This window comes from Allobosea sp. TAF32 (genome assembly GCF_052113585.1).
In the GTDB taxonomy this organism is placed as follows: domain Bacteria; phylum Pseudomonadota; class Alphaproteobacteria; order Rhizobiales; family Beijerinckiaceae; genus Allobosea.
In genome coordinates, this window is record NZ_JBFRDM010000001.1 from 917,515 (window position 1) to 944,466 (window position 26,952).

The 26,952-nt window shown below is 66.7% G+C and carries 25 protein-coding genes; 2 read left to right on the forward strand and 23 right to left on the reverse strand.

The window, feature by feature from the left end:
* Positions 1-105: 105 nt before the first annotated feature.
* The 6 genes from truB to rimP all read right to left on the reverse strand — a co-directional run bounded on the left by truB (position 106) and on the right by rimP (position 7,448).
* Positions 106-1,056 carry a tRNA pseudouridine(55) synthase TruB gene (gene truB / locus AB4Z16_RS04280; protein WP_441510126.1) on the reverse strand — a complete coding sequence of 317 codons (951 nt, stop codon included), beginning with the start codon at positions 1,054-1,056 and terminating at the stop codon, positions 106-108.
* Positions 1,046-1,489: a 30S ribosome-binding factor RbfA gene (gene rbfA / locus AB4Z16_RS04285; RefSeq protein WP_441510064.1), complete on the reverse strand. Its 444-nt coding sequence runs from the start codon at positions 1,487-1,489 to the stop codon at positions 1,046-1,048. The genes truB and rbfA overlap by 11 nt, the downstream gene beginning before the upstream one ends.
* Positions 1,490-1,625: 136 nt before the next feature.
* A complete protein-coding gene (gene infB / locus AB4Z16_RS04290; RefSeq protein ID WP_441510065.1) occupies positions 1,626-4,451 on the reverse strand; it encodes a translation initiation factor IF-2 in 2,826 nt (941 codons plus the stop codon).
* Positions 4,448-5,140 (reverse strand): RNA-binding protein, encoded by a 693-nt coding sequence (locus tag AB4Z16_RS04295; protein ID WP_441510066.1) that lies wholly within the window; start codon positions 5,138-5,140, stop codon positions 4,448-4,450. The genes infB and AB4Z16_RS04295 overlap by 4 nt, the downstream gene beginning before the upstream one ends.
* A gap of 14 nt (positions 5,141-5,154) precedes the next feature.
* Positions 5,155-6,747, reverse strand: coding sequence for a transcription termination factor NusA (nusA, locus tag AB4Z16_RS04300; protein WP_441510067.1), 1,593 nt, complete (start codon positions 6,745-6,747; stop codon positions 5,155-5,157).
* 5 nt (positions 6,748-6,752) lie between these two features.
* Entirely contained in the window at positions 6,753-7,448 is a 696-nt protein-coding gene (gene rimP, locus AB4Z16_RS04305) for a ribosome maturation factor RimP (RefSeq protein ID WP_441510068.1), read from the reverse strand.
* 217 nt (positions 7,449-7,665) lie between these two features.
* On the opposite strand from rimP, the gene AB4Z16_RS04310 reads away from it, so the two are divergent.
* Positions 7,666-8,754, forward strand: coding sequence for a DUF2336 domain-containing protein (locus AB4Z16_RS04310; RefSeq protein ID WP_441510069.1), 1,089 nt, complete (start codon positions 7,666-7,668; stop codon positions 8,752-8,754).
* On the opposite strand, the gene trmB is transcribed toward AB4Z16_RS04310, so the two are convergent.
* From trmB to hslV, 17 genes are all read right to left on the reverse strand, one after another.
* Entirely contained in the window at positions 8,729-9,424 is a 696-nt protein-coding gene (gene trmB, locus AB4Z16_RS04315) for a tRNA (guanine(46)-N(7))-methyltransferase TrmB (protein WP_441510070.1), read from the reverse strand. The two genes, AB4Z16_RS04310 and trmB, sit on opposite strands and share 26 nt — an antisense overlap.
* A gap of 194 nt (positions 9,425-9,618) precedes the next feature.
* Positions 9,619-10,824 carry a methionine adenosyltransferase gene (gene metK, locus AB4Z16_RS04320; RefSeq protein WP_441510071.1) on the reverse strand — a complete coding sequence of 402 codons (1,206 nt, stop codon included), beginning with the start codon at positions 10,822-10,824 and terminating at the stop codon, positions 9,619-9,621.
* Between the two features lie 156 nt (positions 10,825-10,980).
* Positions 10,981-11,394, reverse strand: coding sequence for a helix-turn-helix domain-containing protein (locus AB4Z16_RS04325; RefSeq protein ID WP_441473720.1), 414 nt, complete (start codon positions 11,392-11,394; stop codon positions 10,981-10,983).
* A 129-nt stretch (positions 11,395-11,523) separates the two neighbouring features.
* Positions 11,524-13,116 carry an apolipoprotein N-acyltransferase gene (lnt, locus tag AB4Z16_RS04330; RefSeq protein WP_441510072.1) on the reverse strand — a complete coding sequence of 531 codons (1,593 nt, stop codon included), beginning with the start codon at positions 13,114-13,116 and terminating at the stop codon, positions 11,524-11,526.
* Positions 13,116-14,105 (reverse strand): hemolysin family protein, encoded by a 990-nt coding sequence (locus AB4Z16_RS04335; RefSeq protein ID WP_441510073.1) that lies wholly within the window; start codon positions 14,103-14,105, stop codon positions 13,116-13,118. Before AB4Z16_RS04335 ends, lnt begins: the two co-directional genes overlap by 1 nt.
* Complete coding sequence (gene ybeY, locus AB4Z16_RS04340; protein WP_441510074.1) at positions 14,102-14,683, reverse strand: rRNA maturation RNase YbeY; 582 nt, start codon at positions 14,681-14,683, stop codon at positions 14,102-14,104. The genes AB4Z16_RS04335 and ybeY overlap by 4 nt, the downstream gene beginning before the upstream one ends.
* A complete protein-coding gene (locus AB4Z16_RS04345) occupies positions 14,680-15,861 on the reverse strand; it encodes a PhoH family protein (RefSeq protein WP_441510075.1) in 1,182 nt (393 codons plus the stop codon). Before AB4Z16_RS04345 ends, ybeY begins: the two co-directional genes overlap by 4 nt.
* 142 nt (positions 15,862-16,003) lie before the next feature.
* Positions 16,004-17,374 (reverse strand): tRNA (N6-isopentenyl adenosine(37)-C2)-methylthiotransferase MiaB, encoded by a 1,371-nt coding sequence (gene miaB, locus AB4Z16_RS04350; protein ID WP_441510076.1) that lies wholly within the window; start codon positions 17,372-17,374, stop codon positions 16,004-16,006.
* A gap of 107 nt (positions 17,375-17,481) precedes the next feature.
* The gene (locus AB4Z16_RS04355; RefSeq protein WP_441510077.1) at positions 17,482-18,282 is read right to left on the reverse strand and encodes a lysophospholipid acyltransferase family protein; all 801 of its coding nucleotides are present in this window, start codon (positions 18,280-18,282) and stop codon (positions 17,482-17,484) included.
* Positions 18,283-18,361: 79 nt separating this feature from the next.
* On the reverse strand, positions 18,362-18,856 hold the full coding sequence (locus AB4Z16_RS04360) for a GNAT family N-acetyltransferase (protein ID WP_441510078.1): 495 nt from the start codon (positions 18,854-18,856) through the stop codon (positions 18,362-18,364).
* Between the two features lie 53 nt (positions 18,857-18,909).
* Positions 18,910-19,593 carry a tRNA (adenosine(37)-N6)-threonylcarbamoyltransferase complex dimerization subunit type 1 TsaB gene (gene tsaB, locus AB4Z16_RS04365; RefSeq protein WP_441510079.1) on the reverse strand — a complete coding sequence of 228 codons (684 nt, stop codon included), beginning with the start codon at positions 19,591-19,593 and terminating at the stop codon, positions 18,910-18,912.
* Between the two features lie 54 nt (positions 19,594-19,647).
* Positions 19,648-20,208, reverse strand: a complete 561-nt coding sequence (locus AB4Z16_RS04370) for a NifU family protein (protein WP_441510080.1) — start codon at positions 20,206-20,208, stop codon at positions 19,648-19,650.
* Positions 20,209-20,303: 95 nt separating this feature from the next.
* Entirely contained in the window at positions 20,304-20,798 is a 495-nt protein-coding gene (locus AB4Z16_RS04375) for a universal stress protein (RefSeq protein ID WP_441510081.1), read from the reverse strand.
* An 89-nt stretch (positions 20,799-20,887) separates the two neighbouring features.
* Positions 20,888-21,934, reverse strand: coding sequence for a tryptophan--tRNA ligase (gene trpS, locus AB4Z16_RS04380; protein ID WP_441510082.1), 1,047 nt, complete (start codon positions 21,932-21,934; stop codon positions 20,888-20,890).
* Between the two features lie 46 nt (positions 21,935-21,980).
* Entirely contained in the window at positions 21,981-23,552 is a 1,572-nt protein-coding gene (murJ, locus tag AB4Z16_RS04385) for a murein biosynthesis integral membrane protein MurJ (protein WP_441510083.1), read from the reverse strand.
* Positions 23,552-24,862 carry an ATP-dependent protease ATPase subunit HslU gene (gene hslU / locus AB4Z16_RS04390; protein ID WP_441510084.1) on the reverse strand — a complete coding sequence of 437 codons (1,311 nt, stop codon included), beginning with the start codon at positions 24,860-24,862 and terminating at the stop codon, positions 23,552-23,554. The genes murJ and hslU overlap by 1 nt, the downstream gene beginning before the upstream one ends.
* A 52-nt stretch (positions 24,863-24,914) precedes the next feature.
* A complete protein-coding gene (gene hslV / locus AB4Z16_RS04395; RefSeq protein WP_282568291.1) occupies positions 24,915-25,484 on the reverse strand; it encodes an ATP-dependent protease subunit HslV in 570 nt (189 codons plus the stop codon).
* A 369-nt stretch (positions 25,485-25,853) separates the two neighbouring features.
* Between hslV and AB4Z16_RS04400 the strand changes: the two genes are divergently transcribed.
* Positions 25,854-26,952, forward strand: a 1,099-nt coding sequence (locus AB4Z16_RS04400; protein ID WP_441510085.1) for a HAMP domain-containing protein, incomplete at its 3' end; no start/stop codon positions are given.

Genomic DNA, 26,952 nt, shown 5'->3' on the forward strand with positions numbered 1-26,952 from the left:
GGCGGAGCGAAGCGCAGGCCCGAGAATCTCCGGACAAGAAGGGCGCCCGGAGTTTCCTCCAGGGCGAGATGCTCGGGTCAGGCCCGAGCATGACGCTTCGTGATGTCAGAGATTGAAGACGCGGTGCGGCACGAATTCGCCGTTCTCGACCGAACCGGTGGCGATCAGCGTGCCGGCGCAGGTGGCATAAGCGGCCTGGAGCTCGATCGGCGCACCGGCGCCGCGCAGCAGGGCGCTCTGGCCGCGTTTGATGCGGGCAGCGGCATCGCGGTGGATCACGATCTCAGGGATCAGCGTCAGCGCCGACTTGACGGGTTGCAGGGCCGCAAGCGCGCTCTCCGGACTCTCGCGCAGTGTCTCGACGCTCGCTGCCTCAGCGACCGAGAAGGGGCCGACGCGGGTGCGGCGCAGATGCGCGACATGGCCGAGGCAGCCGAGCGCGAGGCCGAGATCGCGCGCGATGGCGCGGACATAGGTGCCCTTGCCGCATTCGGCCTCGAAGGTCGTGGTCGCGCCGTCATGGCTGACGATCGAGAGCGCGTCGATCTCGACCGGGCGTGCCTGGAGCTCCACCTCCTCGCCGTCGCGGGCGAGATCATAGGCGCGCTCGCCCGCGATCTTGATCGCCGAGAACTTGGGCGGCGTCTGCAGGATCGTGCCAGTGAAGCGCGGCAGCAGGGCCGCGATCGCGGCCTCGTCCGGGCGCTGCTCCGAGGTCGCGATCACCCGGCCCTCGGTGTCGTCCGTATCGGTCTGCGAACCCCATGAGACGGTGAACTGATAGGCCTTGCGGCCATCCATGACGAAAGGAACGGTCTTGGTCGCTTCGCCGAGCGCGATCGGCAGCAGGCCGGAGGCCAGCGGATCGAGCGTGCCGGCATGGCCCGCCTTCTTGGCGGAAAAAGCCCGCTTCACGACGCTGACCGCATGGGTCGAGGTCATGCCGATCGGCTTGTCGAGCACGACCCAACCATGGACGTCGCGCTTCTTCGGACGCGGCGCCGGAGTGGCGCCCTCCTGGCTCTCCGCAGCTTCGGGATTGCTCTCAGTGGTCATGGTCAAGGTCGTCGTCTTCTTGGTCTTGGTCGATCTTCAGGCGCTGGCGTTGGGTGTCGCGGCGAACCTCTTCGGTATCGAGCAGCGCATCGATGCGCTCGGCTTCCGCGAAGCTCTCATCGGCGCGGAAGCGGATATCCGGGGCGTATTTGAGGTTCACCCGATGGGCCATTTCGCCGCGGATATAGCGCTTGTTGGCCTCGAGGGCCTTGAGCACCGGTTTAACGTCCTGCCCGCCGAGCGGCATGATGTAGGCGGTCGCGAGCTTAAGGTCCGGCGAGAGACGCACCTCGGGCACGGTGACGACGTGCTTCGCCAGCACATCGTCATGGATGTCTCCGCGCGAAAGCATATCCGCCAGCGCATGACGGATGAGTTCGCCGACGCGCAGCTGCCGTTGGGACGGACCGGAAGGTTTTGCAGGTTTCGCCATGGTTCTCGTGTTCCGGGATCGGACCGGATGGACGGGCCAACGTCATTGGCCGGGCGCGAGGCCCGGCCATCTCTATGGGAGCGCGGATAAACAGGGATAGGCTGCCCGGGTCAAGCCCGGACAAGCCATCCCATTCTCAGAGGCTGCGCTTGATCTCTTCGACGCGATAGCACTCGATCACGTCGCCGGCACGCATGTCCTGGTAGTTCTCGAAGGACATGCCGCATTCCTGGCCGGCCACGACTTCCTTGGCGTCGTCCTTGAAACGCTTGAGCTGGCCGAGCTTGCCCTCGTGAACCACGACGTTGTCGCGGATCAGGCGGACATTGGCACCGCGCTCAATCGTACCGTCGGTGACACGGCAGCCGGCGATCTTGCCGACCTTCGAGACGTTGAAGATCTCGAGGATCGTCGCGTTGCCGAGCATGGTCTCGCGCAGGGTCGGCGCCAGCAGGCCCGACATCGCATCCTTCACATCATCCATGAGGTTATAGATGATGTTGTAGTAGCGGATCTCGACGCCGGCCCGATCGGCCGCCTCGCGCGCTTCCTTGTGGGCGCGCACGTTGAAGCCGACCACGACCGCGCCCGAAGCCTGGGCGAGCGTAACGTCCGACTCCGTGATGGCGCCGACGCCCGAGGACAGCACGCGGGCGCGCACCTCGTCGTTGCCGACTTTTTCAAGAGCGCCGACGATGGCCTCGACAGAACCCTGCACGTCGCCCTTGACGACGAGCGGGAACTCCTTGCGGCCGGCGCCTTCCTTCAGATCGCGCATCATGTCGGCGAGCGAACGGCCGGCGCCGGAGGCGGCGCCACGAGCCGCCTGACGATCGCGGCGCTGACGCTCGCGGTACTCGGTGATCTCGCGGGCACGGGCTTCGGACTCGACCACCGCGACGCGGTCGCCGGCCTCGGGCGTGCCGTTGAAGCCGAGAACCTCGACCGGCATGGAGGGCGGGGCCTCCTTCACCTGAGCGCCGGTATCGGCGATCAAGGCGCGGACGCGGCCCCATTCGGCGCCGGCAACGACGATATCGCCGGTACGCAGCGTGCCGCGCTGGACGAGAACGGTCGCAACCGGGCCGCGGCCGCGATCGAGCTTGGCCTCGATGACCGTGCCTTCGGCGGGACGATCGGGATTGGCCTTGAGATCGAGCAGTTCGGCCTGCAGGGCGATCGCTTCCAGCAGCTTGTCGAGGTTGTGACCGGTCTTGGCGGACACCTCGACCTCGAGCGTCTCACCACCGAGCGTCTCGACCTGGATCTCGTATTGCAGCAGTTCGGCGCGCACCCGGTCCGGGTTGGCGTCGGACTTGTCGACCTTGTTGATCGCGACGATCAACGGGACGCCGGCAGCCTTGGCGTGGTGGATCGCCTCGGCCGTCTGCGGCATGACGCCGTCATCGGCGGCCACGACGAGCACGACGACGTCCGTCACCTTGGCGCCGCGGGCGCGCATCGCCGTGAAGGCGGCGTGGCCGGGGGTGTCGATAAAGGTGACCTGGCTGCCCAGCGGGGTCGTCACCTGATAGGCGCCGATATGCTGGGTGATGCCGCCGGCCTCGCCGGTGACGACCTTGGTCTTGCGGATCGCGTCGAGCAGCGAGGTCTTGCCGTGGTCGACATGGCCCATGATCGTCACGACGGCCGGGCGGGAAGCCAGGGTCTCATCGGTGTCCGGCGTATCGAACAGGCCTTCCTCGACGTCGGATTCGGCGACGCGCTTGACGGTGTGGCCCATTTCCTCGGCGATGAGCTGGGCGGTGTCGGCGTCGATCACGTCGGTGATCTTGTGCATCGCGCCCTGCTTCATCAGCAGGCGGATGACGTCGACGCCGCGCTCCGTCATGCGGTTCGCGAGTTCCTGGATGGTGATCGTCTCGGGGATAATCACCTCGCGCATCACGCGCTCTTTCTGCGCGTCCGATGCACGGTGGCCGGTCATGCGCTGCACGCGGCGGCGGAAGGACGCGACCGAGCGTGTCCGCTCGTCCTCGCTCCCGGTCGCCGTCGACAGTGTCAGGCGGCCGCGCGGCTTGTCGTTGCTGGTCTTGGGCGTCTTGGGTGCAGCCGGAGCGGGACCACGGCCAGGACCGGCGCCCAGGCCGGGACGGCGGAACGCGGCCTTGACGTCGACATCATCAGAGCGATTGCGCGTGGTGTTGGCCGACGGAGCCTGACGCACCGGACGAGCGACCGCGGGCTCGGCCGGAGCCGAGGAATCCATGCGCGGCGGACGCGGCGAGTCGGAACGCGGCGGGCGCGAATCCAAGCGCGGCGGGCGGGCGCCGGTGTCGCGCATCGGCGGACGCGACGTGAACTCACGCGGGCCGGACGGAGCCGGGCGACCGTAATACTGGGTCGGCTGCGGCGCAGGCGCCTGGGCCGGGGGGGCTGCCTCGCGCGGAGCAGCCGGGGGAGCGGGCGGGCGGGGAGCATGCTCCTCGCGCTGGCGCACGACGCTCTCGGCGCGGCGCTTCTGCTCGTCCTCCTGACGGCGGCGGTCCTCTTCCTGGCGCTGGCGCGCAGCGGCGGCTTCGCGCTCCTGGCGTTCGCGCTCGATGGCGGCTGCGCGCTGGCGCGCATCCTCTTCAGCGACGCGGCGCGCTTCGGCCTCGGTGCTGCGGGCTTCGGCAAGCGCGCGCTGGCGAGCGTCCTTCTCCTCGTCGGAGAGGGTGCGCAGCAGCATGCTGCCGGCCGGGCGCTGCGGCGCCTGCTGGCTCGGGGCGGGGCGCGGCGGAGCAGCCTGCGGGGCAGGAGCCTGCGGAGCGCGCGGCGCAACCGGTTCCTTCACCTCGTGACCGGCGGCGCGGCGCTTGACCTCGACGACGACCTGCTTCGAACGCCCATGCGAGAAGCTCTGTCGAACAGTGCTCTGCTCGACAGGCCGCTTCAGCGACAGGGTCTTGGGCGGGTTGACGGAGAGTGTCTTGTCGCCCGGGTTTTTGGTATCGGTCATTCCGCGTTCGGTCCTGCCGGTTCGGTCGTGTCTTCAATATCGTTCTGGTCGGGTGCGGCGGTATCGTCCGTCCGGTACCGGACGAGCCGACGCCAGCGCGAGAGGACGCCCTCGGCCGCTGGACCCGGAGCAAGCGCGGCATGTATCACATGTGCGCGCCCCAACGCCAATTCCAAATCCGCCGCCGCGAAAATCGCGACGATGGGCAGTTCGCGGGCCTTGAGCCCGTCGGCCTCGCGCGCCGCCGCCAACCGGCGGACAGCCTGGCCAATCTTGCGCTTGCCGTCCTCGGCGCCATCGCTCGCGGCGATCACCGCGAGACATCGGCCGCTTTCGATCAGCGCCTCAACCTTGGCGAAGCCGGCGGTAACCAGCCCGGCCTTATTGGCCATCGACAGCGCCTGCAGCGTGTCGCGGTACATCAGCCCGTCGACGATATCCGGCAAATCCGCCGGAACCGCGACCTTCGCCTTGAGCGAACGCTCGAAGGCTTTCCGCTTGATCGCCTCGGCAACAGTCTTGCGGCTGAGGCTCGCCCAGACGCCGCGCCCAGGCAGCTTGCGTCGCAGATCCGGGACAAGCACGCCGTCCGGCCCCGCAATAAAGCGGATCAGGTCGTCAGGCGCCTTGACGGCCCGTGTGACGACGCAGCTCCGCTCCGGTCCTTCCTTCTGCGCCGCCGCTTTCACTGCGAGGGCTCCGCTCAGGCCTCGGCCTCCTCGCCGGCTTCCGCCTCAGGCTCCTCGGCCGGCGCCTCGATCCAGCCGGCGTGAATGCGTGCAGCCATGATAATGGCTTCGGCATCCTGGCGCGAGAGATCGAAGCCGTCGAGATAGCCGGCGTGACGAGTCGACTCGCCGTCCTTGCGCTCGGTCCAGCCGACCAGATCATCGGTGGCGCAGCCGGCGAGATCCTCGACGGTCTTCACATCGTTCTCGCCGAGCGCGACCATCATGGACGTGGTGACGCCCTCGACTTCGCGCAAGGCGTCCTCGACTCCGAGAGCCCGACGTTTCTCGTCGAATTCAGCCTCGATAGCGGCGAGGTGTTCCTGCGCGCGGGTCTGGATCTCGCCTGCGGTGTCCTCGTCGAAGCCCTCGATCGAGGCGAGCTCTCCGAGTTCGACATAGGCGAGCTCCTCGACATTGCGGAAGCCTTCCGAGGCCAGCAGCTGGCCGACCGTCTCGTCGACGTTCAGCGCGTTCATGAACAGCTCGGTGCGCTGCACGAACTCCTTCTGGCGACGCTCCGACTCTTCCTGCTCGGTCAAGATATCGATGTCCCAGCCGGTGAGCTGCGATGCCAGGCGCACATTCTGGCCGCGGCGGCCGATGGCGAGCGAGAGCTGCTCGTCCGGCACGACGACCTCGATCTTGTCGGCCTCCTCGTCGAGCACCACCTTCGCGACCTCGGCCGGCTGCAGCGCATTGACGACGAAGGTCGCGACGTCCGGCGACCACGGTATGATGTCGATCTTCTCGCCCTGCAGCTCGCCGACGACGGCCTGCACGCGCGAACCGCGCATACCGACGCAGGCGCCGACGGGATCGATCGAGGAATCGCGGCTGATGACCGCGATCTTGGCGCGCGAGCCCGGATCACGGGCGACCGCCTTCACCTCGACGATGCCGTCATAGATTTCCGGCACTTCCTGGCCGAAGAGCTTGGCCATGAACTGCGGATGGGTGCGCGAGAGGAAGATCTGGGGGCCGCGCGGCTCGCGGCGCACATCGTAGACATAGGCGCGGGCGCGGTCGCCGACCTTGAAGGTCTCGCGCGGGATCATCTCGTCGCGGCGGATGATGGCCTCGCCACGGCCGAGATCGACGAAGACGTTGCCGTATTCGACGCGCTTGACCGCGCCGTTGACGATCTCGCCGATGCGATCCTTGTACTCGTCGTACTGGCGGTCGCGCTCGGCCTCGCGCACCTTCTGGACGATGACCTGCTTGGCCGACTGGGCCGCGATGCGGCCGAAATCGAAGGGCGGCAGCGGATCGGCGATGACGTCGCCGACCTGGGCGGCCGGGTTGTGGCGCTTGGCCTCGTCGACGGTGATTTCGACCGCCGGGTTCTCGACGGTCTCGACGACCTGCAGGTGGCGGGCCAGGCGCAGCTCGCCGGTCTTGGTGCTGATCTCGGCATGGACGTCGGTCTCGGCGCCGTAGCGCGAGCGGGCGGCCTTGGCGATGGCGTCCTGCATGGCATCGACGACGATCTGGCGATCGATCGACTTCTCGCGCGCGACTGCGTCGGCGATCTGCAGCAGTTCGAGCCTGTTGGCGCTGACGACCATGACGCTCACTCCTCTTCAGTGTCGTTGTTCTGCGGGGCCGTCTTGCCGGTCTTGCCCGGCCGCGGTCCCAGCGATTTCCCTCGGCCCTTCTTCGGGCCTGCGATCTCATCGGCGGCCGGCATCGCCGGCGGCAGGCCGGACTTGCCGCGACGCAGCGATTCGGTGACGAGCGCATCGGTCAGCACCAGCCGCGCCTCGGCGATCAGCCGCATCGGAATGGCGACGTCGCGCTCTTCCTCGCTCTTGGCGTCGTCCCGCGTCAGCAGAGCGTCCTGACCGGAAGCGCCGCGCAGGATGCCGCGGAAACGCTTGCGGCCCGCGACCGGCTCGCTCGTGTCGATCTTGGCGAGGTGGCCGGCCCAGCGCTCGAAATCGCTTGCACGCACCAGCGGCCGGTCGATCCCCGGCGACGAGATCTCGAGATGATAGGCCGCCTGAATGGGATCGTCGACGTCTAGCGCCGGCGAGATCGCCTGACTGATCTCCTCGCAGCCCTCGACGGTCATCGAGCCATCCGGCAGCTCGGCCATGATCTGCACGGTGCAGCCGTTCTGAGCCGTGACGCGCACGCGCACCAGCCGATAGCCGAGATCGGCGATCGCCGGCTCGACGATCGCGGCGACGCGCGCAGCCACGCCGTTCTCGACGACGAGGCGCGCTTCCTGATCGGGCGCTGCTGTCGGTTCGCTTGGTTCGTTCATGGTCCGGGCCGTCCCGTCTGCCTCCGGCGGGTTGCGGCCAATAAAAAAGAGCGGGCCGGCCGGCCCGCTCTTGATCATCGGCGTTAACCGATACCAGAGCTGTTGGCCGCTATTTAGTCCGCATCGCCCCGATATGCAAGCTCCGAGCGTCGGCGATAACCCAATGGTCATCCTTGCCTGCCAGTCTGGCTGACGGGATAGCGGTCGAGGACAGGGTATGAGTACGGTCGCAACGCTGCTGCGGGATCTCGAGACGACGATGGCGCGCGGCTCGGGTGACGAGCGCGCCGTCATCCTGTCACGTCTGACGGATCTCTTCCTCGCCACCGCGATCGACATGGACGAACAGCAGGTCGGCGTCTTCGACGCGGTCATCGGGCGGTTGTCGCGGGCCATCGAGCTGCGCGCCCGGATCGAGCTCTCGGAGCGGATCGCGCCCGTGCCGAACGCGCCGAGCGGGGTCGTGCGCCAGCTCGCCCTCGACGAAATCGCCGTGGCGCGTTCCGTCCTGGTGCAGTCGCCGCGGCTGACCGACCAGGATCTCGTCGCGGTGTCGGCGGCCAAGGGCCGCGACCACATGCTCGCTATCACGGAGCGGCCCGATCTCGGGGAACCCGTCACCGATTTCCTGATCCTGCGCGGCGGACGGGTCGTCACCCATGCGGTCGCGGCCAATCAGACGGCGCGGTTCTCGCAGCATGGCATGGGCGTTCTGGTGATGCGCGCGGCCCAGGACGACGCGCTTCAGGCGACGCTCGGCTTGCGCCGGGACATCCCAACGGAGCTGGTCGGGCAACTCATGACCGCCGCCAAGAATTCCGCCCGCCGACGCCTGAACGAAAGCCTGGAGCCGACGCTGGCCGGCGACGTCGACGGTGCGGTCGAACGCGGTGCCGACGCCGTCGCGGCCGGCGGCCAGATGCCGGGCGAACTGGGCGCCATCAGCGCCGCGCTCGTCGAGATCCGTGAGCTCAACGAAGCCGGGCTGCTCGACGAGGCCAAGGTGCGCGATTTCGCGCGGCAGGGTGCAACCGAGCACGCCATCTGCGCCGTCGCGGTGCTGGCGCAGCTCAGCCTGCCGGCGAGCGAGCAGGTCATCCTCGGCAGCGACCGCGAAGCGATCCTGATCGTCGCGCGCGGCCTCGGCTGGTCGTGGGAGACGACTGCAGCCCTGATCTCGCTGCGGAAGGATTTCGGAAAGTCGCAGGCGGCCCTCGACCGTGCCCGCGAGAGCTTCCGCAACCTCGCGCAGAGCACCGCCCAGCGCGTGCTCGGCTTCCTCAGGATGCGCGACGCAAAGCCGTGAGATAGCTGGAGATGCGGCCCTCCCGGACCGCCTTCGCCTCGTAACGCGTGCGAATCCAGCCCGGATAGGGCGTGCGCCAGTCGCCAGGCCGCTCGTCCGTCCAGTCGAAATCCGGCGAGGCCAGCAGCCGCGACAGCGTCCAGCCGACATAATCGTCGATGTCGCTGGCGAAGCGGAAGCGGCCGCCGGGACGAAGCGTGCGCGCGAACAGGGCGAGAGTATGCTCGGAGACAAAGCGGCGCTTGCGCTGCCGGCGCTTCGGCCAGGGGTCGGGATAGAGCAGGTCGATGGCATCGAGGCCGCCTGCAGCCAAACGCGGCAGCAGCAGCGCGGCATCGTCGTCCCAGACGCGGATATTGGTCAGCCCCTCGCGTTCGGCGACGGCGAGGAACTTGGCCATGCCGTTGATGAAGGGCTCGACGCCGATGAAGCCGATCTGCGGGCTCTCCCGCATCCGCATCAAGAGATGCTCGCCGCCACCAAAGCCGATCTCAAGCCTGACGGCCTCGACAGGCCCGGGAAAGAGCGCCTTCAGATCGGCAATCTCGCCCTCGGGCAGGCGCAGTCGCGGCAGGGTGTGCTCGATCAGATGGCTCTGGCCATCGCGCAGCGCCTTGCCCTTGCGGCGGCCGTAGAAAGCCCTTTCATCGTGGTCGGGTTCGTGGGTCATGATCCGTGTTCGTACCGCATTATCCGATGGAGCGCCGTCCTTCCGGACGCAGCGACGCGGAGCTCCGGAGTGCTCCGACAGATCCCGCGTCAAGCCCGGAATGACGGCGGTGTTTCAGCGACCTCATCTATCAAGTCAAAGAAAAAGGCCGGGGTTGACCCCGGCCTTCTTGCTCATGACCCGGCGAGGTCGTTTCAGTTGACGGCCTTCTTCAGCGCGTCGACGAGATCGGTCTTCTCCCAGGAGAAGGAACCGTCGCGGCCGGCCTTGCGGCCGAAATGGCCATAGGCCGAGGTCTTGGCATAGATCGGCTTGTTAAGGCCGAGATGGTTGCGGATGCCGTTCGGCGAGAGATCGACGAGCTTGCCGAGGATGTCCTCGAGCTTGGCCTCGTCGACCTTGCCGGTGCCATGCAGGTCGACATAGATCGACAGCGGCTTGGCGACGCCGATGGCATAGGAAAGCTGGATCGTGGCGCGGTCGGCGAGCTTGGCCGCGACGACGTTCTTGGCAAGGTAGCGCGCCGCATAGGCCGCCGAACGGTCTACCTTGGTCGGGTCCTTGCCCGAGAAGGCACCGCCGCCATGGGGAGCCGCGCCGCCATAGGTGTCGACGATGATCTTCCGGCCGGTGAGGCCGGCATCGCCGTCCGGGCCGCCGATCACGAACTTGCCGGTCGGGTTGATGTGCCAGACGGTGTCCTTCGAGATCCAGCCTTCCGGCAGGGCCTCGCGGATATAGGGCTCGACGATCTTGCGGACGTCGGCCGAGGACAGCGTCTCGTCGAGATGCTGGGTCGAGAGCACGATCTGCGTCACGCCGACCGGCTTGCCGTTCTCGTACTTGACCGTGACCTGGCTCTTGGCGTCGGGGCCGAGCTTGGCGGCGTCGCCCTCGCCCTTCTTGCGGGCGAGCGTCAGGGTCTCGAGGATCTTGTGGGCGTAGTAGATCGGGGCGGGCAGCAGCTCAGGCGTCTCACGGCTGGCGTAGCCGAACATGATGCCCTGGTCGCCGGCGCCGACATCCTTGTTGCCGGCCTCGTCGACGCCCTGCGCGATATCGGCCGACTGCGGATGCAGCAGCACGTCGATCTTGCAGGTCTTCCAGTGGAAGCCGGACTGCTCGTAGCCGATGTTGCGGATCGCCTTGCGGGCAGCCGACTTCACCTTCGACTTGATCTGCTTCTCGTCGAGATGGGTGCGGACCTCGCCGGCGATGACGACCCTGTTGGTCGTCGCCAGCGTTTCGGCCGCGACGCGGACCTTGGACGGCTCATAGCCAGCCTTGACCGCCTCCTTGAAGAACAGATCGACGATCTCGTCGGAGATGCGGTCACAGACCTTGTCGGGATGTCCCTCGGAGACGGACTCGCTGGTAAACAGATAATTCTGGCGTGACACGGTCGGAGGATCCCTGAAACAGCACATGGAAAAGGCTGGCGCATGACACCAGCCTCAACAAACGCGCCGTCATCGCAGCGGACGCGTTCGTCGTCAAGTGGGGAAATCCGTTAATCGAAAAGCGCGTTCGTCAGAACGAACGAAAACATCCCGGAATCACGCATTTTCAGTGTCTTGCTCGGCCAGCGCTTCGACGAGATCGATGATCCGCCTGCGGACGCGGCCGTTCTTGATGCGGGTGAAGGCCTTGGTGAGCTGCACGCCTTCGCTGGTCGCGAGGAAGTCCGAAATATACGCCGTCGCCGCGGAATCGGCGAAACCGCCAGCCGGCATGTCGCCCGTGGGGGCACCATCAAAGAAAAAGGAAACCGGCACGTCGAGCATCTTGGCAATCTGCTGCAGACGACTCGCGCTGATGCGATTAGAACCCTTCTCGTATTTCTGAACCTGCTGAAAGGTCAGCCCCAGTGCGTCACCCAGCTTTTCCTGGCTAATACCGGCAAGCATTCGACGCATGCGGACGCGGCTACCGACATGCTTGTCGACCGGGTTGGGGACTTTCTTGATCATGATTAACCTGCTCTTACGTCAGTCGTCATGACCAGGAGCCGCCATCCTGGTCGGCGCGGAAACGTTGGTGTATTATAGCCGTCACGGACGGTCCACTCTTTCTCGCAAAATTTGTTCCAAATGGGATGATCAGCTTTTTTTGAAGCGAGAAAGCATCAAAAAAACGAGCAGCATACCGGCAAAAATGGCATCGCCACCCCGGGAATAGGGCGTCACCGGCCCGCTGCGCGGGAGCGGGGCATCCAATACTCCCTCCACGCCCAGAGGCAGGCTCGCGACGACCCGGCCATAGGCATCGACCACCCCGGAAATACCGGTGTTGGCGACCCGGACGAGCGGCAGGCCTTCCTCGACGCTGCGAAGCCGCGCCTGGGCGAAGTGCTGATAGGGGCCGCTGGTCTGGCCGAACCAGCCATCATTGGTAACATTCAGGAAAAACCCTGCGCGAGGGCCGCGCGGAGCGACATCTCCCGGAAAGACAACCTCATAGCAGATGAGCGGCGCTGCGACGGGAAGTCCCTTGACCGCAAGAGGCATCCGGCTGATTCCGGATGAAAACCCGCCGGGCACGGACACGAATTCAGAGAGGCCGACGCGGCGGATCAGCGCCTCGAGAAAAGGCGGAAGATACTCGCCGAAGGGGACCAGATGGAGCTTGTCGTAGCTCGCGACGATAACGCCTTCGTCGTTGACGACCTGAATGGCATTGTAGATCGGCGGCCTGCCCTCTCCCGGCAGCATCTCGCCAGCCCTGGCCGCGCCCGTGATTAGGGTCACGTCGGGCGGCAGGACCGCCGCGATGCGGGACAGCGCTCCGGGCGTGCGGCCCAGTAAGAAGGGAAAGGCGGATTCGGGCCAGATCAGATGCGTGACCGATTGCAGGCCGGGCGTCGTCGGGCTCGTCGCCCGGTCGCTCAGCGCGAGGTACTGGTTGAGGATGGCTTCGCCGTTGCGCCCGTTGAACTTGGCGTCCTGCGGCAGGTTGGGCTGCATGAGCCTGAGCTTCACGCCCGCCACGACCGGTGAGGGGCCCGGCGGAATGCGCCAGAAGCCAAAACCGAACAACACGGCGACGCCTGCCAGCGCGATCAGCGGAGTCGCCCAGCGGCCGGCCGGAGTCTTGGCAGTGGCAATCACCGCAGGCGCCGCGCCAATCGCGACAGCCAGCAGCGTGAGGCCGTAGAGCCCTGCGAACGAAGCGAACTGGGCGAGGTGAATCTCCCCCGCCAGCATCATGCCGTAGACGTTCCACGGAAAGCCGGTCAGCACATGGCCACGAAGCCATTCGCTCATCGCCAGCGCTGCGGCGAGGACGAGAATGCGCCGGGCTCCGTCAGGCCAGTACAAGCGCGCCGCGCCAAAGGCCACGGCCGGGAAGATCGCCAGAAAGGCCGGCAGCGCGACGACCCCCAGCGGCATCGCCCAGGCAAATTTGTCGGCCTCGACGAGAAAGGCGGCGCCGAGCCACCACAATCCGGCGAGGAAAAAGCCGAAACCCCACCACCAGCCGGCAGCGAAGCCTGCACGGAAGCGACCTAGCGCTGTGGTGCCAACCGCACCGTCAAGGAGCCAGACCGCCACCGTCATCGGGATGATGACGAGCGGCCAGAGATCCAGGGGCGGCAGGGCGAGCGCACCGCTCGCTCCCGCGAACAGCGCGATGAGCCGCTTGCGCCATCCCCAAGCGAGAATGACGGCTTCCGCAAGCCGCGCCACGCGCATCAGCCAGGCTCCATCGCCGTTTCTTCGGGCGCCGTCTGGCTGCGGCGATGGATCGTCAGGCGCTTCACGCGGCGCTGATCGGAATCGAGGATCTCGAAGGTCAGCCCTTCCGGACCCTCGACGATCTCGCCCTGCGCCGGAACACGGCCGGCCAGGGTCACGATCAGCCCGCCGAGCGTGTCGATGTCATCCGCGACCTCGTTCCGAGAGAGATCGACGCCGGTTGCACGCTTAAGCTCCTCCAGCGTCGCGCGCGCATCGGCGGCGAAGCTGTCCTCGCCGGTGGGTGCGATCGGTGTCTCCTCGAGATCGTGCTCGTCCTCGATGTTGCCGACCACGATCTCGATCAGGTCCTCGATGGAGACGAGCCCGTCGGTGCCGCCATATTCGTCGATGACGAGCGCGATATGGGTGCGCGTCGCCTGCATGCGGACCAGAAGGTCGACCGCAGGCATCGAAGGCGGAACATAGAGAACCGGGCGCAACAGCTTCGTCGCCGAGAGCGGCGTGTTCAGGTCGACCGCCGCAAGGTCATGCGGGATGGCAAGCTTGCTTCCGTCTTCGGAAGGCACGTCCCCTTCAGGGCGAGCCTTCTCCGCGAGATATTCCAGAAAGTCGCGGATGTGGACCATTCCGCGTGGGTCATCGAGCGTGTCGTCGAAGACCGGCAGGCGCGAATGGCCGGCAGTCCGGAAATGGGCCAGCAGTTCGTCCAGCGTCGCATCCGCCGGCACGGCCACGATGTCGGCGCGGGGGATCATGACGTCGCTCACACGTCGCTCGCGCAGGCTCAGCACATTGCTGAGCATCGCGCGCTCCTGGGCGGAAATGTCGGCGAGCTCGCCGTTCTCTTCGGCCAGGGCCTCGACGATCTCTTCACGCGCCGTGCCGCCGGCACGCAGGCCGAGACGTTCGAGGAACTGGGCGAGCCAATGGCCGAAGCCGCGGCCATTGGTTTCAGACTGGGATTGTCGACTGTCGTCGGTCATGGCTGCGGGGACTGTGCGGAAGAAGGGGCCGCCGCGGCGATGAGCTCGCCATCGGCATAGGGGTCGGCAATGCCGAGGCTGGCGAGCGCCTCGACTTCGAGGGCTTCCATGCGGCGCGCCTCGTCGTCGGTCTCATGATCCTCGCCGAGCAGATGCAGCAGGCCATGAATGACCAGATGGCGCAAATGGTCGGCGATGTCCTTAGCCTCCGCCCGGGCTTCGCGCTCCACCGTCTCGAAGGCGATGACGATGTCGCCGAGCAGCGGGCTCGCCGCAATGCGCTCCGGCGGGGCTGCCGGGAAGGAGAGCACGTTCGTCGCCTTGTCGAAGCCGCGCCAGTCGCGGTTGACGATGCGGATGCGCTTGTCGTCGGTCAGCAACAGGCTGAGCTCCGCGCCCGCCATGGGCTTGCGGGGGGCCACGGCAAGACCCGCCGCCAAGGCCTCATTGATCAATGCCCGCAGGCTCGCGAGATTGCCCACCGCCTGCCACCGGCGCGACTGGGCCCTCAGATCGAGATCAAGCGACATCTTCTCGGGTGGCGGCGCCGAGCGCCGCCCGCGAGGTCGATCGTTCATCGCGGCCGCTCCCGCGCCAACATTCGCTTCAGCCCTTCGCTGTCGCCCTCGCGGTGGGAATCCGCGGGCATATCGGGATTGCGCAAGCGCTCCTCCCGTTCGGCGCGCTCATGGCGCGACGCGGTCTCATAGGCCATCACGATGCGCCGCACCAGCTCATGCCGGACAACATCGCCTTCCTCGAAGCGGGCATAGCCGACGCCCTCGACGTCCTTGAGCAGCTTGACCGCCTCGACGAGGCCGGAGCGCTGGCCCGGCGGCAGGTCGATCTGGGATGGATCGCCGGTGATGATCATGCGCGACCCCTCGCCCAGACGGGTGAGGAACATCTTCATCTGCATCGAGGTGGCGTTCTGGGCCTCGTCGAGCAGCACGACCGCGTTGCTCAAGGTGCGGCCGCGCATGAAAGCCAGCGGCGCGATCTCGATCATACCAGTCTGGAGCCCCCGTTCGACATGGCGGGCCTCCATGAAATCGTTGAGCGCGTCGTAGATCGGCCGGAGATAGGGGTCGACCTTCTCGCGCATGTCGCCGGGCAGAAAGCCGAGCCTTTCGCCCGCCTCCACCGCCGGACGCGACAGGATCATCCGCTCGACCACGCCCTGCTCGATCAGCGAGACGGCGTGCCCGACCGCGAGCCAGGTCTTGCCGGTGCCTGCCGGGCCTTCCGCGAGCACCAGTTCATGCCGTTTGAGCTGGCGCAGATAGGCGTCCTGCGCGGCGTTGCGGGCCCTGACCGGCCCACGCTTGCGAGTGACCACGGCATCGAAGGAGGCCTTGCCGACATCCGCGGCCGGAAAGAGCGAGCGCTGGACATTGCTCTCCTCGATCGCGCCGTCGACCTCACCGAGGGTAACGGAGGCACCGGCCTTGGCACGGGCGTAGAGCGTCTTCAGCACGCGGCCTGCCTGCTCGGCGGTCTCGCGCGGGCCCTTCACCGTGGCGTGGTTGCCGTTGGGATTGACCACGACGCCGAGCCTGCGCTCGAGATGCGCGAGATTCTGGTCGTACTGACCGAAAACAAGGCTGGCGAGGCGGTTGTCATCGAAGGACAGCACGACCTCGGTGGCCGGCAACCCGTCGCGGCCCGCGCCCTCGGGGCGGGCTGGCGACACGTCTCGCCGCGGGGTCCGATCGGGTCTTTGCGTCGTCGAATCAGCCTGTGCCAAATGCGTCATCTCCGGAGAGGGCTTTTGCGCCCGTTCCCGCCGGGCAGGAGCGCCCGGCCGGGTCGTCTCGCAGCATATCCGAACGCAACAATCTCAGCCTGATGACAGGCCAGAGCCTTACAGCAGGAGATGGGCACGAACCGCAGCGCGCTCAAGCGGCCATGTCCTTTCCATCCGTCCGCCCCGCCTCCGCCAGCCGGCCGAAGAGCGAATTGGAACCGGCCCGCTCGATCGTCACCTGGACGATGTCGCCGATCTGATTCGTCTCGCTCTCGATCTGCACAGCCTGCAGATAGGGTGACTTTCCGGCAAGCTGGCCGGGGTGGCGCCCGGCCCGCTCCAGCAGGACATCCACAGTTCGTCCGACTATCGCGGCGTTGAAAGCCTGGCGGTGATGTTCGATCCGCTCCTGCAGCCGGTAGAGGCGCTCATCCATCACCGCGCGTGGAATCTGCGCGTCGAGCTCGGCCGCGGGCGTGCCCGGGCGCGACGAATACTTGAAGGAATAGCTCGAAGCGAAGCCGATCTCGTCGACGAGACGGATCGTATCCTCGAAATCGGCATCGGTTTCACCGGGGAAGCCGACGATGAAGTCCGACGAGAGCGCGATATCGGGACGCGCTTCGCGGATGCGCTCGATCAAGCGGCGATACTCGTCGCTGGTATGCTTCCTATTCATCGCGGCGAGGATGCGATCCGAGCCGGCCTGAACCGGCAGATGCAGGAAAGGCATCGCCTGCGGCAGGTCACGATGGGCGGCGATGAGATCGTCGTCCATGTCGCGCGGATGGCTCGTCGTGTAGCGGATGCGGGCGATACCCGGCACTTCGGCGACGCGGCGCATCAACCGCGCCAAGCCCCAGACCGCCCCGCCCGGCCCCTCGCCGTGGTAGGCGTTGACGTTCTGGCCGATCAGGGTGACGTCGCGCACGCCGGCCTCGGCCAGACGTTCGACTTCGGCGAGAACCTGGGCGGCAGGGCGCGAGAACTCGGCGCCGCGCGTATAGGGAACGACGCAGAAGGCACAGAACTTGTCGCAACCCTCCTGGACCGTGACGAAGGCGGAAACGCCGCGTGCGCGGATGATCTGCGGCTTCGGCGCCGGCAGGAAGCCGAACTTGTCCTCGATCGGCAGGTCGGTATCGACGACGCGCTTCCGCGCGGCCTCGGCCAGCAATTCCGGCAGGCGATGATAGGCCTGAGGCCCGACCACGAGATCGACGGCAGGCTGGCGATGCTGGATCTCGGCGCCCTCGGCCTGGGCGACGCAGCCGGCGACGACGATCTTCGTCTCCTGCCCCCCGGCCAACTGGGCGTTCTTGATGTCGCGCAGCTTGCCGAGCTCGGAGTAGACCTTCTGCACGGCGCGGTCGCGGATATGGCAGGTGTTCAGCAGGATCAGATCCGCGCCCTCCGGCGTCGCCGTTTCCTCATAGCCCTGATGGCTCAGGATGTCGGCCATGCGCTGCCCGTCATAGACGTTCATCTGGCAGCCGAAGGACTTGATGTGGACTTTCTTCATCGCCGCGGATCGGGTCTCCAAAAGGTTTTCTTTACCGCGGATCGGCCGCCTTGAAAACGGTCCGACTTCGCCGTCATCGCAGCAGGCAAGCCGTGCGCCAACCCGTCTCAGATGGCCGGCCGGCCCGTGATGGCCTCGTTCCGCGCCGCGCGTACCGCATCCTCCGCCCGTCGCGTCGCCGCCTTGCGCGACATGGCGCGGCCCATCGCGATCGGTTCACCCCAGACCAGCTCGACATCGATCGCGCCGCATTCCAGCACCAGCTTCAGATGCGGCCAGAGCTCGGTATCGCCGTACCAGGCCAGCGCGGCGCGCTCGAGGCGCCCTCCCGGCAACCCCTGCCAGCCGGTATAGGTGATGGTCAGCGGATAGATCGTGACATCCGTCTCTGCGTCGCCCATGGCATGATGGACCGCGCCGAGCAGCGAGGAGCGGAAGGGCAGGATGCGCGTGCCGTCGCCGGTCGTGCCCTCGGCGAAGAGCACCACTTCCTCTCCGGCCGCGATGCGGGCGCCCATCGTGGCAGCGGTACCCGCGGTCGCGCCGCGTCGTTGCCGGTCGATATAGACCGTGCGCTGGAGGTTGGCGAGGAAGCCGACCACCGGCCATTTGCCGACCTCGCTCTTTGCAACGAAGGCCAGCTCACGCTCGGCGCCGAGGACGCCGATATCGAGCCAGGAGACATGATTTGCGACGATCAGCGCCCCTGCGCCAGCCGGCGGCGGCAGCCCCCTGACGCGGCGGCGCACGCCCAGGCACCAGCAGGTCAGGCGATGGAAATGCAACGGCAGGACACCCCGGTATTTCGGGGCGAACCGCATCACGCCGAGCTGGAACGGCACCAGCCCGAACGTGCCGGCGATCAGCAAGGCAAGGCGGACAAGCGCGCCGACGCGGAGGTCCTTCATGCGCGGACGGGCCCGCTGATCGTCAGGGAGACCATCTCGCTGCTCGAAGCGCCGTCAATGGCGCGATTGTTCCGCAGAGTCATGTGAGATCGAGGCGCATCGCGATTGCAGTGGCGCGGCTGCCATCGGGCTTGGGGTAGTATCCCTTGCGGCGCCCGACCTCGCGGAAGCCGAAATGCCGATAGAGCCGCTCCGCCGCGAGATTGCCTTCCTCGACTTCGAGAAAGACATGAGCGACGCCGTCCTCCGCGAGGCGGGCAAGATGAGCCGAGAGCAAGACCCGGCCGAGGCCTTCGCGCCGGCTGGCCGGGGCGACCACGATGCTGAGGATCTCAGCCTCGTCGGCGGCCTTGCGCGACATCACGAAGCCGGCCGGATCGTTGTTCTTGCCGAAGACACCGTCGGTGGCGACGCCGGCATCGGCGATCAGAGCGGCGCATTCGGCCGGCTGCCAGCCACGGGCGAAGCCGCCCTGATGATGCAGCATCGCGACCTGGCGGGCGTAGCCGGCATCGAGCCGCATCGTGCGCGCGGGCGCCGAATCAGGGTGCAGGAGCTTGCGCAGCCAATCCATCCCGCTTGTTCGCATGGATTGATGTTTCGGCAACCACCATTTGGAGGAGGCGTTCACCGGCGCGGCAGGCGGGCTTTGTCCTGCGGCGTCGTCTCGGGCGCCTTCAGGTAGAGCGGACGCGGCGGGGCGGTCTCCGGATCGGCGATTAGGCCGAGCCGCGCGACCCAGGCGATATCCGGTGCCTTCGTATCGTCGACGACCACGGCATCGAGGCCGATCGCCCAGGCCTCGTTGGCGACGGCCAGCGCCGAAGATCCGACGAGGCTGACGGGGCCGGCGCCGATGGCGCGTGCCGCATCGCGATAACTCACCTGCCGGAGCGAGACGAGCGGCTTGCCTTCCGAGGTCAGCGCCTGGAACCAGACCTGGCCGTGCTTGGCGTCGAGCGCAGCCGCGATGACGCGACCGGACTCGCGGCCGATCAGCGGGGCGGCGCAGGCGACGACCGTGGTGACGCCGACGGCCGGGATCCCGGCCGCGAAAGCGATGGCGCGGGCCGCGCTGACCCCGACCCGCAAGCCGGTATAGCTGCCGGGACCGACCGTGACAGCGACGCGGCCCAGCGAGGAAAAGCCGCCGTCGACGGCCTTCATCACCCGCTCGACCAGCGGCATCAGCGCCTCCGCATGGCCACGGTCCATGGCGAGCTGCTCCTGCGCCAGCGGCTCCATCTCACCGGCTTCGAGGACACAGGCCGAGCAGGCCCCCAGCGCGGTGTCGATCGCGAGAATGCGCATCAGATCTTCATTCCGCGAAAGCCAGGCCCGTCACGCGCTCATCCCTTGGCCAACTCAAACCGACTCGACTTCGCGCACTTCCGGGAGGAAATGGCGCAGCAGGTTCTGGATGCCGTGCTTCAGCGTCGCGGTCGAAGAGGGGCAGCCCGAGCAGGCGCCCTTCATGACGAGATAGACCGTGCCGTCGCGATAGCCGCGGAAGGTTATGTCGCCGCCGTCGCCAGCCACTGCCGGGCGGATGCGGGTCTCGAGCAGATCCTTGATCGTATCGACCGTCTCGGCATCTTCCGGAGCGAAGAACTCGCCTTCCTCCTCGATGTCGGCAGCGGAATTCTCGGCCAGCACCGGCGCGCCGGACATGAAGTGCTCCATGATCGCGCCGAGGATCGCCGGCTTCAGATGGGGCCACTCGCCTTCCGACTTGGTGACGGTGATGAAGTCCGAGCCGAGGAAGACGCCGGAAACGCCGGAAACGCCGAAGAGGCGCTGGGCCAGCGGCGATCGGGCGGCGTCATCGGCGTCGCGCAGGTCGAGCGTGCCGCTGCCCATGACGATACGGCCGGGCAGAAACTTCAAGGTCGCCGGATTTGGCGTCGCTTCGGTCTGGATGAACATGAATACCTCCGGTACCGGCGGTTCAAGGTCGCCGTTCCTGGTCTCGATATAGGCGCGTCGCTGGAATCATTCCAGCGCGAAGGAAGGCGCCGGCCTCAAGCCAGAGCGTCGATTTCCTCGTCTTCCAGATGGCCCGGGACGATGGCGACGGGAATCGGGAAGCTGGCCGAGGATTTGCCGGCCAGCGCGCTGACCAGCGGGCCTGGGCCTTCGCGCCCGGTGCCGGCGGCGAGCACCAGGAGCGAAATATCCTCGTCCTCCTCGATCAGCTTGACCAGCTCTCCGGCTTTGTCGCCGATACGCACGACGCGCTCGGGCTCGAGGCCGGCCAGCATCCGGACGGCGATGGCAGCCGCGTCGAGCCGCTTCTCGGCCTCGGCCTCGGCTTCCGCCCGCATCACGTCGCCGACGCCGAGCCATGTCTCGTGCTCGGGCGGCGGTGCGACTGCGAGCAGCACGATCGCAGCGCCCAGACGGGCGCAGCGGCGCGCCGCAAAGCGAAGCGCCTTGGCGCACTCTTCGGTATCGTCGACCACCGCGAGAAATTTCGGCCGATGGCCCGTCTCGTAGGACCGCCGTTTCTTGACCATGAAACTGTCCTGCCGCCGCTTGAAGGGACTACCATGGTGGCCTGCGCCGGCCCTCCGGCGCAAGCCCGTCGCGCCCAAGGGGGTCCGTGTCAGCTGCGCACGAAGCCGACGATGTCCTTGACCTCGCGCATGATCGGCGCGGCGATGGCATCGGCCCTGGCCGCGCCTTCGCCGAGGATCGCGTCGATATGCTTCGGTTCTGCCAGCAGGCGGCGCATCTCCACGGCGATGGGCGCGAGCTTCTCGACCGCGAGATCGACCAGCGCCGCCTTGAAGCCCGAGAACTGGCCGCCGCCGAATTGCTGCAGCACATCGCCCTTCGCCATGCCCGACAAGCCGGCATAGATGCCGACGAGGTTCTCGGCCTCCGGGCGGCCCTCGAGTCCCTTCGCCTCGGAGGGCAACGCCTCCGGGTCGGTCTTGGCCTTTCGGATCTTCTGGGCGATAGCGTCGGCGTCGTCGGTCAGGTTGATGCGCGAATAGTCGGAGGCGTCAGATTTCGACATCTTCTTGGTGCCGTCGCGCAGGCTCATCACGCGCTGGGCCGGCCCCATGATCATCGGCTCAGGCAGCGGGAAGAAGCCGAGCTCGCCCGTGCCCAGACCCAGCTCGGCGATCTGCGGCGCGAAGTCGTTGTTGAACTTCTGGGCGATGTCTCGGGTGAGCTCCAGATGCTGCTTCTGGTCTTCGCCGACCGGCACATGCGTCGCCTTGTAGAGCAGGATGTCGGCTGCCATCAGGCTCGGATAGGCGTAGAGGCCGAGCGAGGCATTCTCGCGATCCTTGCCGGCCTTCTCCTTGAACTGGGTCATGCGGTTCATCCAGCCCAACCGCGCGACGCAGTTGCAGATCCAGGCGAGCTCGGCATGGGCCGAGACCTGGCTCTGGTTGAAGATGATGCTCTTCTGCGGATCGATGCCGGCCGCGATATAGGCGGCCGTGACCTCGCGGATGGCGCGCTTCAGGTCGGCCGGATCCTGCCACATCGTGATCGCATGCATGTCGACGACGCAGAACACGCAATCATGGGTCTTCTGCATCGCCACCCAATTGGTCAGCGCGCCCAAATAATTGCCGAGATGCAGCGTCGAGGTCGGCTGCATGCCTGAGAAAACGCGCTGATGAAAACCCGACATGGGGCACTCCGTCGTCACCATGGAGGAGGGAAGCGGCGCTTCTGGCTCAAGCCCGCCGCTTGCGCAAGGGGAGAGCGCCGAAGGCACCGAGCGCCCAACCCGCTGCACAATAGCTGGCGAGCCCCGCAAGGCAGAGCAGGCCGAGCGCGCCGATGCGGTGGGATGCCGGTTGTTCCGGCATCAACGGCTCCGCCAAAAGCCGCAGCAGGAGGACCAGCACGACGAGCATGAGCGCGCTGGCGGCGAGGCTGGAAGCGATGGGCCGTAGATTGCCGGGACTCGGCCGCCAGATGCCGTCGCGCAGCAGGGCGATGCCGAGCATGAGCGCCTGAACGGCAAAGGCGAGCGCCGCCGCCAAGGCCGCCATCTGCGCTGCGTTGCGGCCGCCCGGCAGCAGGAAACCGGCGACTAGCGCGACGAATACCGCCAGGCCGCCCGAGATCAGCGGCAGCCGCGGCCGGCTGCGCGCGAAATAGACCTGGCCGAAGACCTTCGCCACGACGGCAAAAGGCAGGCCGCAGCCAAAGGCCGCCAGCGCTGCAGCCGTGCGCTCGCGGTCGCCGGCATCGAAGCGGCCATATTCGAACAGCGCCGACACGATCGGCTCGGCGAGCGCCACGAGCGCGGTCGCCGCCGGCAAAGCGAGCGCGAGGCCGAGCGCCAGCGACTGTCCGAGCATGGCATCCGGGCCGCCGCGTGTCGCGGCCAGCGCCATGTCGGACAGAACGACCGTGCCCATCGCCACGCCGACGAAGCCGAGCGGAAGCTGGAAGACGCGGTCGGCATAGTAGAGCGCCGCCACTGCACCCGACTCGGAGGAGGCGATCTGCGTCGCGACCAGCAGGACGAGCTGGGCCGCGGAGGCCGCCAGCAGCGTCGCGCCGCCGGTGCGGATCAGCCGGGTCATTTCCGGCGACCAGCGCAGGCTCGGACGCGGCAGGCCGGGGCCGCGCAGGCTGGCCAGGATCATAGCCAGGTGAGCGAGCCCGGTCAGGCTGACACAGAGCGCGAGCCAGCGCGCCCCGGCTTCCGGCGCTGCACCCATCACATGCAGAACGAGCAGGACGCCGAGCAGGATCGCATTCATCAGCGCCGGCGCGAGGGCCGCGACGGCAAAGCGGCGCTCGGCGTTGAGCAGGGCTGCCAGCAGCGCCGCAAGCGTCGTCAGCAACAGGAACGGCAGCATCAGCCGCGTATAGGAGGCCGCCAAGGCGAGGGTTTCGGGCTCATCGGCGAAGCCACCGGCAAGGCCGAGCACGAGCCAGGGCGCAAAGAGCTCACCGAGCGTGACGAGCACCAGCAGCAGCAGGCCGAGTTGGCCAGCCGCCTCACCGGCGAAGCGCCGCGCGGCTTTCTCACCCTTGTCAACCTTGATGGCCAGATAGAGCGGCACGAAGGGCGCGTTCAGCCCGCCCTCGCCGAGCACGCGCCGCACGAGATTGGGCAGGCGCAGCGCCGCGAGGAAGGCATCGGCCGCCGGCCCGCCGCCGAGCAGGCGCGCGATCAGCACGTCACGCGCGAAACCGAGCAGGCGCGAGGCGACGGTGGCTGCCCCGACGACGGCAGAGTCACGGGCGAGGCGAGAGGCTTCCGGCGCGGACGCGGCCGGCTCTTCCATCAGAGGATGAACCGGCTCAGATCGGCGTTCTTGGCCAGATCTCCGATGCGGGCCTCGACATAGGCCGCATCGATGACGACGGTCTCGCCCGCGCGGTCCGGCGCGGTGAAGGAGATGTCGTCGAGGATGCGCTCGATGACGGTCTGGAGCCGGCGGGCGCCGATGTTCTCGACCGTGGAGTTCACGTCGACGGCGATGCGGGCGATGGCATCGATCGCGTCGGGCTTGAACTCGACCTCGACCTCTTCGGTCGCCATCAGCGCGACCGACTGCTTGATCAGGCTCGCCTCGGTCTCGGTGAGGATGCGTTTGAAATCCTCGATGTCGAGCGGGTAGAGCTCGACACGGATCGGCAGGCGGCCCTGCAGTTCCGGCAGAAGATCGGAGGGGCGGGAGACATGGAACGCTCCGGAGGCGATGAACAGGATATGGTCGCTCTTGACCGCGCCGTGCTTGGTCGCGACGGTCGTGCCCTCGATCAGCGGCAGCAGATCGCGCTGCACGCCTTCGCGCGAGACATCGGCGCCGCCCTTGCCTTCGCGGGAGCAGATCTTGTCGATCTCGTCGAGGAAGACGATGCCGTTGTTCTCGACCTCGCGGATCGCGGCCTGCACGATCGCTTCCTGGTCGATCAGCTTGTCGCTCTCCTCGGCGAGCAGCGGCTGGTATGCGTCCTTGACCAGCATGCGCTTCGGCTTGCCCTTCTGGCCGAAGGCCTTGCCGAACATGTCGGAGAGGTTGATTGCGCCGATCGAGGCGCCCGGCATGCCGGGAAGCTCGAACATCGGCGTGGCCGCACCGGAGCCTGCCGCCACCTCGACCTCGATCTCCTTGTCGTCGAGCTCGTTGTCGCGCAGCTTGCGGCGGAAGGAATCGCGCGTCGCCTGGCTGGAATTCGCGCCGACCAGCGCGTCGAGCACGCGTTCCTCGGCCGCGAGATGGGCCTTGGCCTGGACGTCCTTGCGGCGGCTCTCGCGCACCAGCGCGATAGCAATCTCGACAAGGTCACGCACGATCGATTCAACGTCGCGGCCAACATAGCCGACCTCGGTGAACTTGGTCGCCTCGACCTTGAGGAACGGCGCGTTGGCGAGCTTGGCGAGGCGGCGCGCGATCTCGGTCTTGCCGCAACCGGTCGGCCCGATCATCAGGATGTTCTTCGGCGAGACCTCCTCGCGCAGCGGTCCTTGGAGCTGCTGGCGGCGCCAGCGGTTGCGCAGCGCGATGGCGACGGCGCGCTTGGCATCCTTCTGGCCGACGATGAAACGGTCGAGCTCGGAGACGATCTCGCGGGGGGAAAAGCTGGTCATTACGATACGATATCCGGGTGAAATACCTTGGGAAGCGCCTTGGCTGCGGCGATCACGCCGCCTCCAGCGTCTCGATGACGAGGCTGTGGTTGGTGTAGACGCAGATGTCGCCGGCGATCTTCATCGCCTTGCGCACGATCGTCTCGGCATCGGGTTCGATATCGATCAGGGCGCGGGCTGCCGAAAGCGCGTAGTTGCCGCCCGAGCCGATCGCCATCACGGCCCCGTGCTCGCTCGCCTCCGGCTCCAGCACGTCGCCGGTGCCGGAGATCAGCAGCGAAACTTCCTTGTCGGCGACGAGCAGCATCGCCTCCAGCCGGCGCAGATAGCGATCTGTGCGCCAGTCCTTGGCGAGTTCGACACAGGCGCGCAGCAATTGCGTGGGATATTGCTCGAGCTTGCTCTCCAACCGCTCGAACAGGGTGAAGGCATCCGCAGTCGCCCCGGCAAAGCCGGCAATCACCTGCCCCTTGGCGAGACGGCGCACCTTCTTCGCATTGCCCTTCATGATCGTCTGGCCGAGCGAGACCTGGCCATCGCCACCGATGACGACACGGCCTCCCTTGCGGACCATCAGGATGGTGGTCGCGTGCATGACCGGGGCGTTGCTGGATTCGGACATCGGGATCAGGACCGGAAATTGGACTGTGGAAGATGCAACATGTTCAGGCGAGGCCGCTCTATCAAGGGGGGCGGCGCGCAGCATATCTCTAAAGTTGCAATTAATGAATAGATCCCCGATTGATTGCAAAGCGCTCGAGTAAACGATTTCAACCACCGAACGCCATCGAATAGTTTAAGTCTAAATCGTTTACTTGTGCTAATGCACTTGAGCTTCGCCAAAAGGAATATTCCTCATCTGGCTCGCCGAACGGGTTGAATCTTACGTCATCGATCCGGTCAGTTTTTAAGTAGTTTTTTATCGATCGGGGCGAATGGTCACAGGTGGAAACGAACTCCTCGTTCAGGAGGTCGCCTTGGGACCGTCGTCATGAAATCCATCCGCCTGAAGCTTCTCGCCATGCTCGCCATCGTCGCTGGCGGAGCCATTATTTCTGCGATCATCAGCATCTACGGTCTGCACAAGGCGGATGACCTCAATACGCGTTCCGAAATCCAGGGCAATGTCGCGCTGCTGACGCAGCGTATCAACGGCGTCGTCACGGCCGTGGTGATGGAGTCGCGCGGCATCTACATGGCCAAGACGCCGCAGGAAGCCGAGGCCTACGCCAAGGGAATCGACGATCGCATTCCAACTTTGCGCAATTTCGTCGCCGAGCTGCAGAAGGTCGCGCCGGCCGAAGAACGGGAGACGGTCGCGCAAATCGGCAAATCCGTCGCGGAATTCATCGGCTTCCGCACCGAAACCGCCCGGCTCGGGCGCCAGGTTTCGCCAGAAGCCGCCAATGCGCAGGGCAACAACGAAGCGAATCGTGCCAACCGGAAGGCTCTCAACGACCTGCTGATCAGCTTCAGCCAACGCATCGAGAAGGCCGGTATCCTCGTCGGCGAGGAGGCGACGGCCTTTACCCGTCAGGTTCAGTGGCTCTTGCCGCTCGTCCTGCTGGCGACCCTGCTCTTCTCTGTTGGCGTGGCGCTTGTCTTCGCACAGCGTTCGATCACCCGCCCGATCCTCGATCTCAGCGAGGTGATGGAAAAACTCACGGCCGGCGAAACCCGTATCGACGTGCCGCATGCCGACCGTCCGGACGAGATTGGCGCCATGGCGCGCGCAGTCTCGGTGCTGCGCGAGAGCACGGAACAGGTCGCGCTGCTGCAGGAACAGGAGCGTGCTGCCGCCGCCGCCCGGCTGGCACGGGCTCAATCGATGGAAGCGGTGGTGTCCGATGTCGGCGAGGTCGTCGCGGCGGCGGCGGCCGGCGATTTCTCGGCCCGGTTGCAGATCAGCGATGCCGACGAGCAGATGCAGCGGCTGGTAGCGGGCATCAACGAGATCAACCTCGTGGTTGATTCGGCGACGACGGAGTTCGCGCAGGCATTGTCGGCGATCGCGGGCGGGGATCTGACCAACCGGGTCGAGACCGCCTATCGCGGCCGCTTCGCCGACCTGAAGGGCGCGATCAACGAGA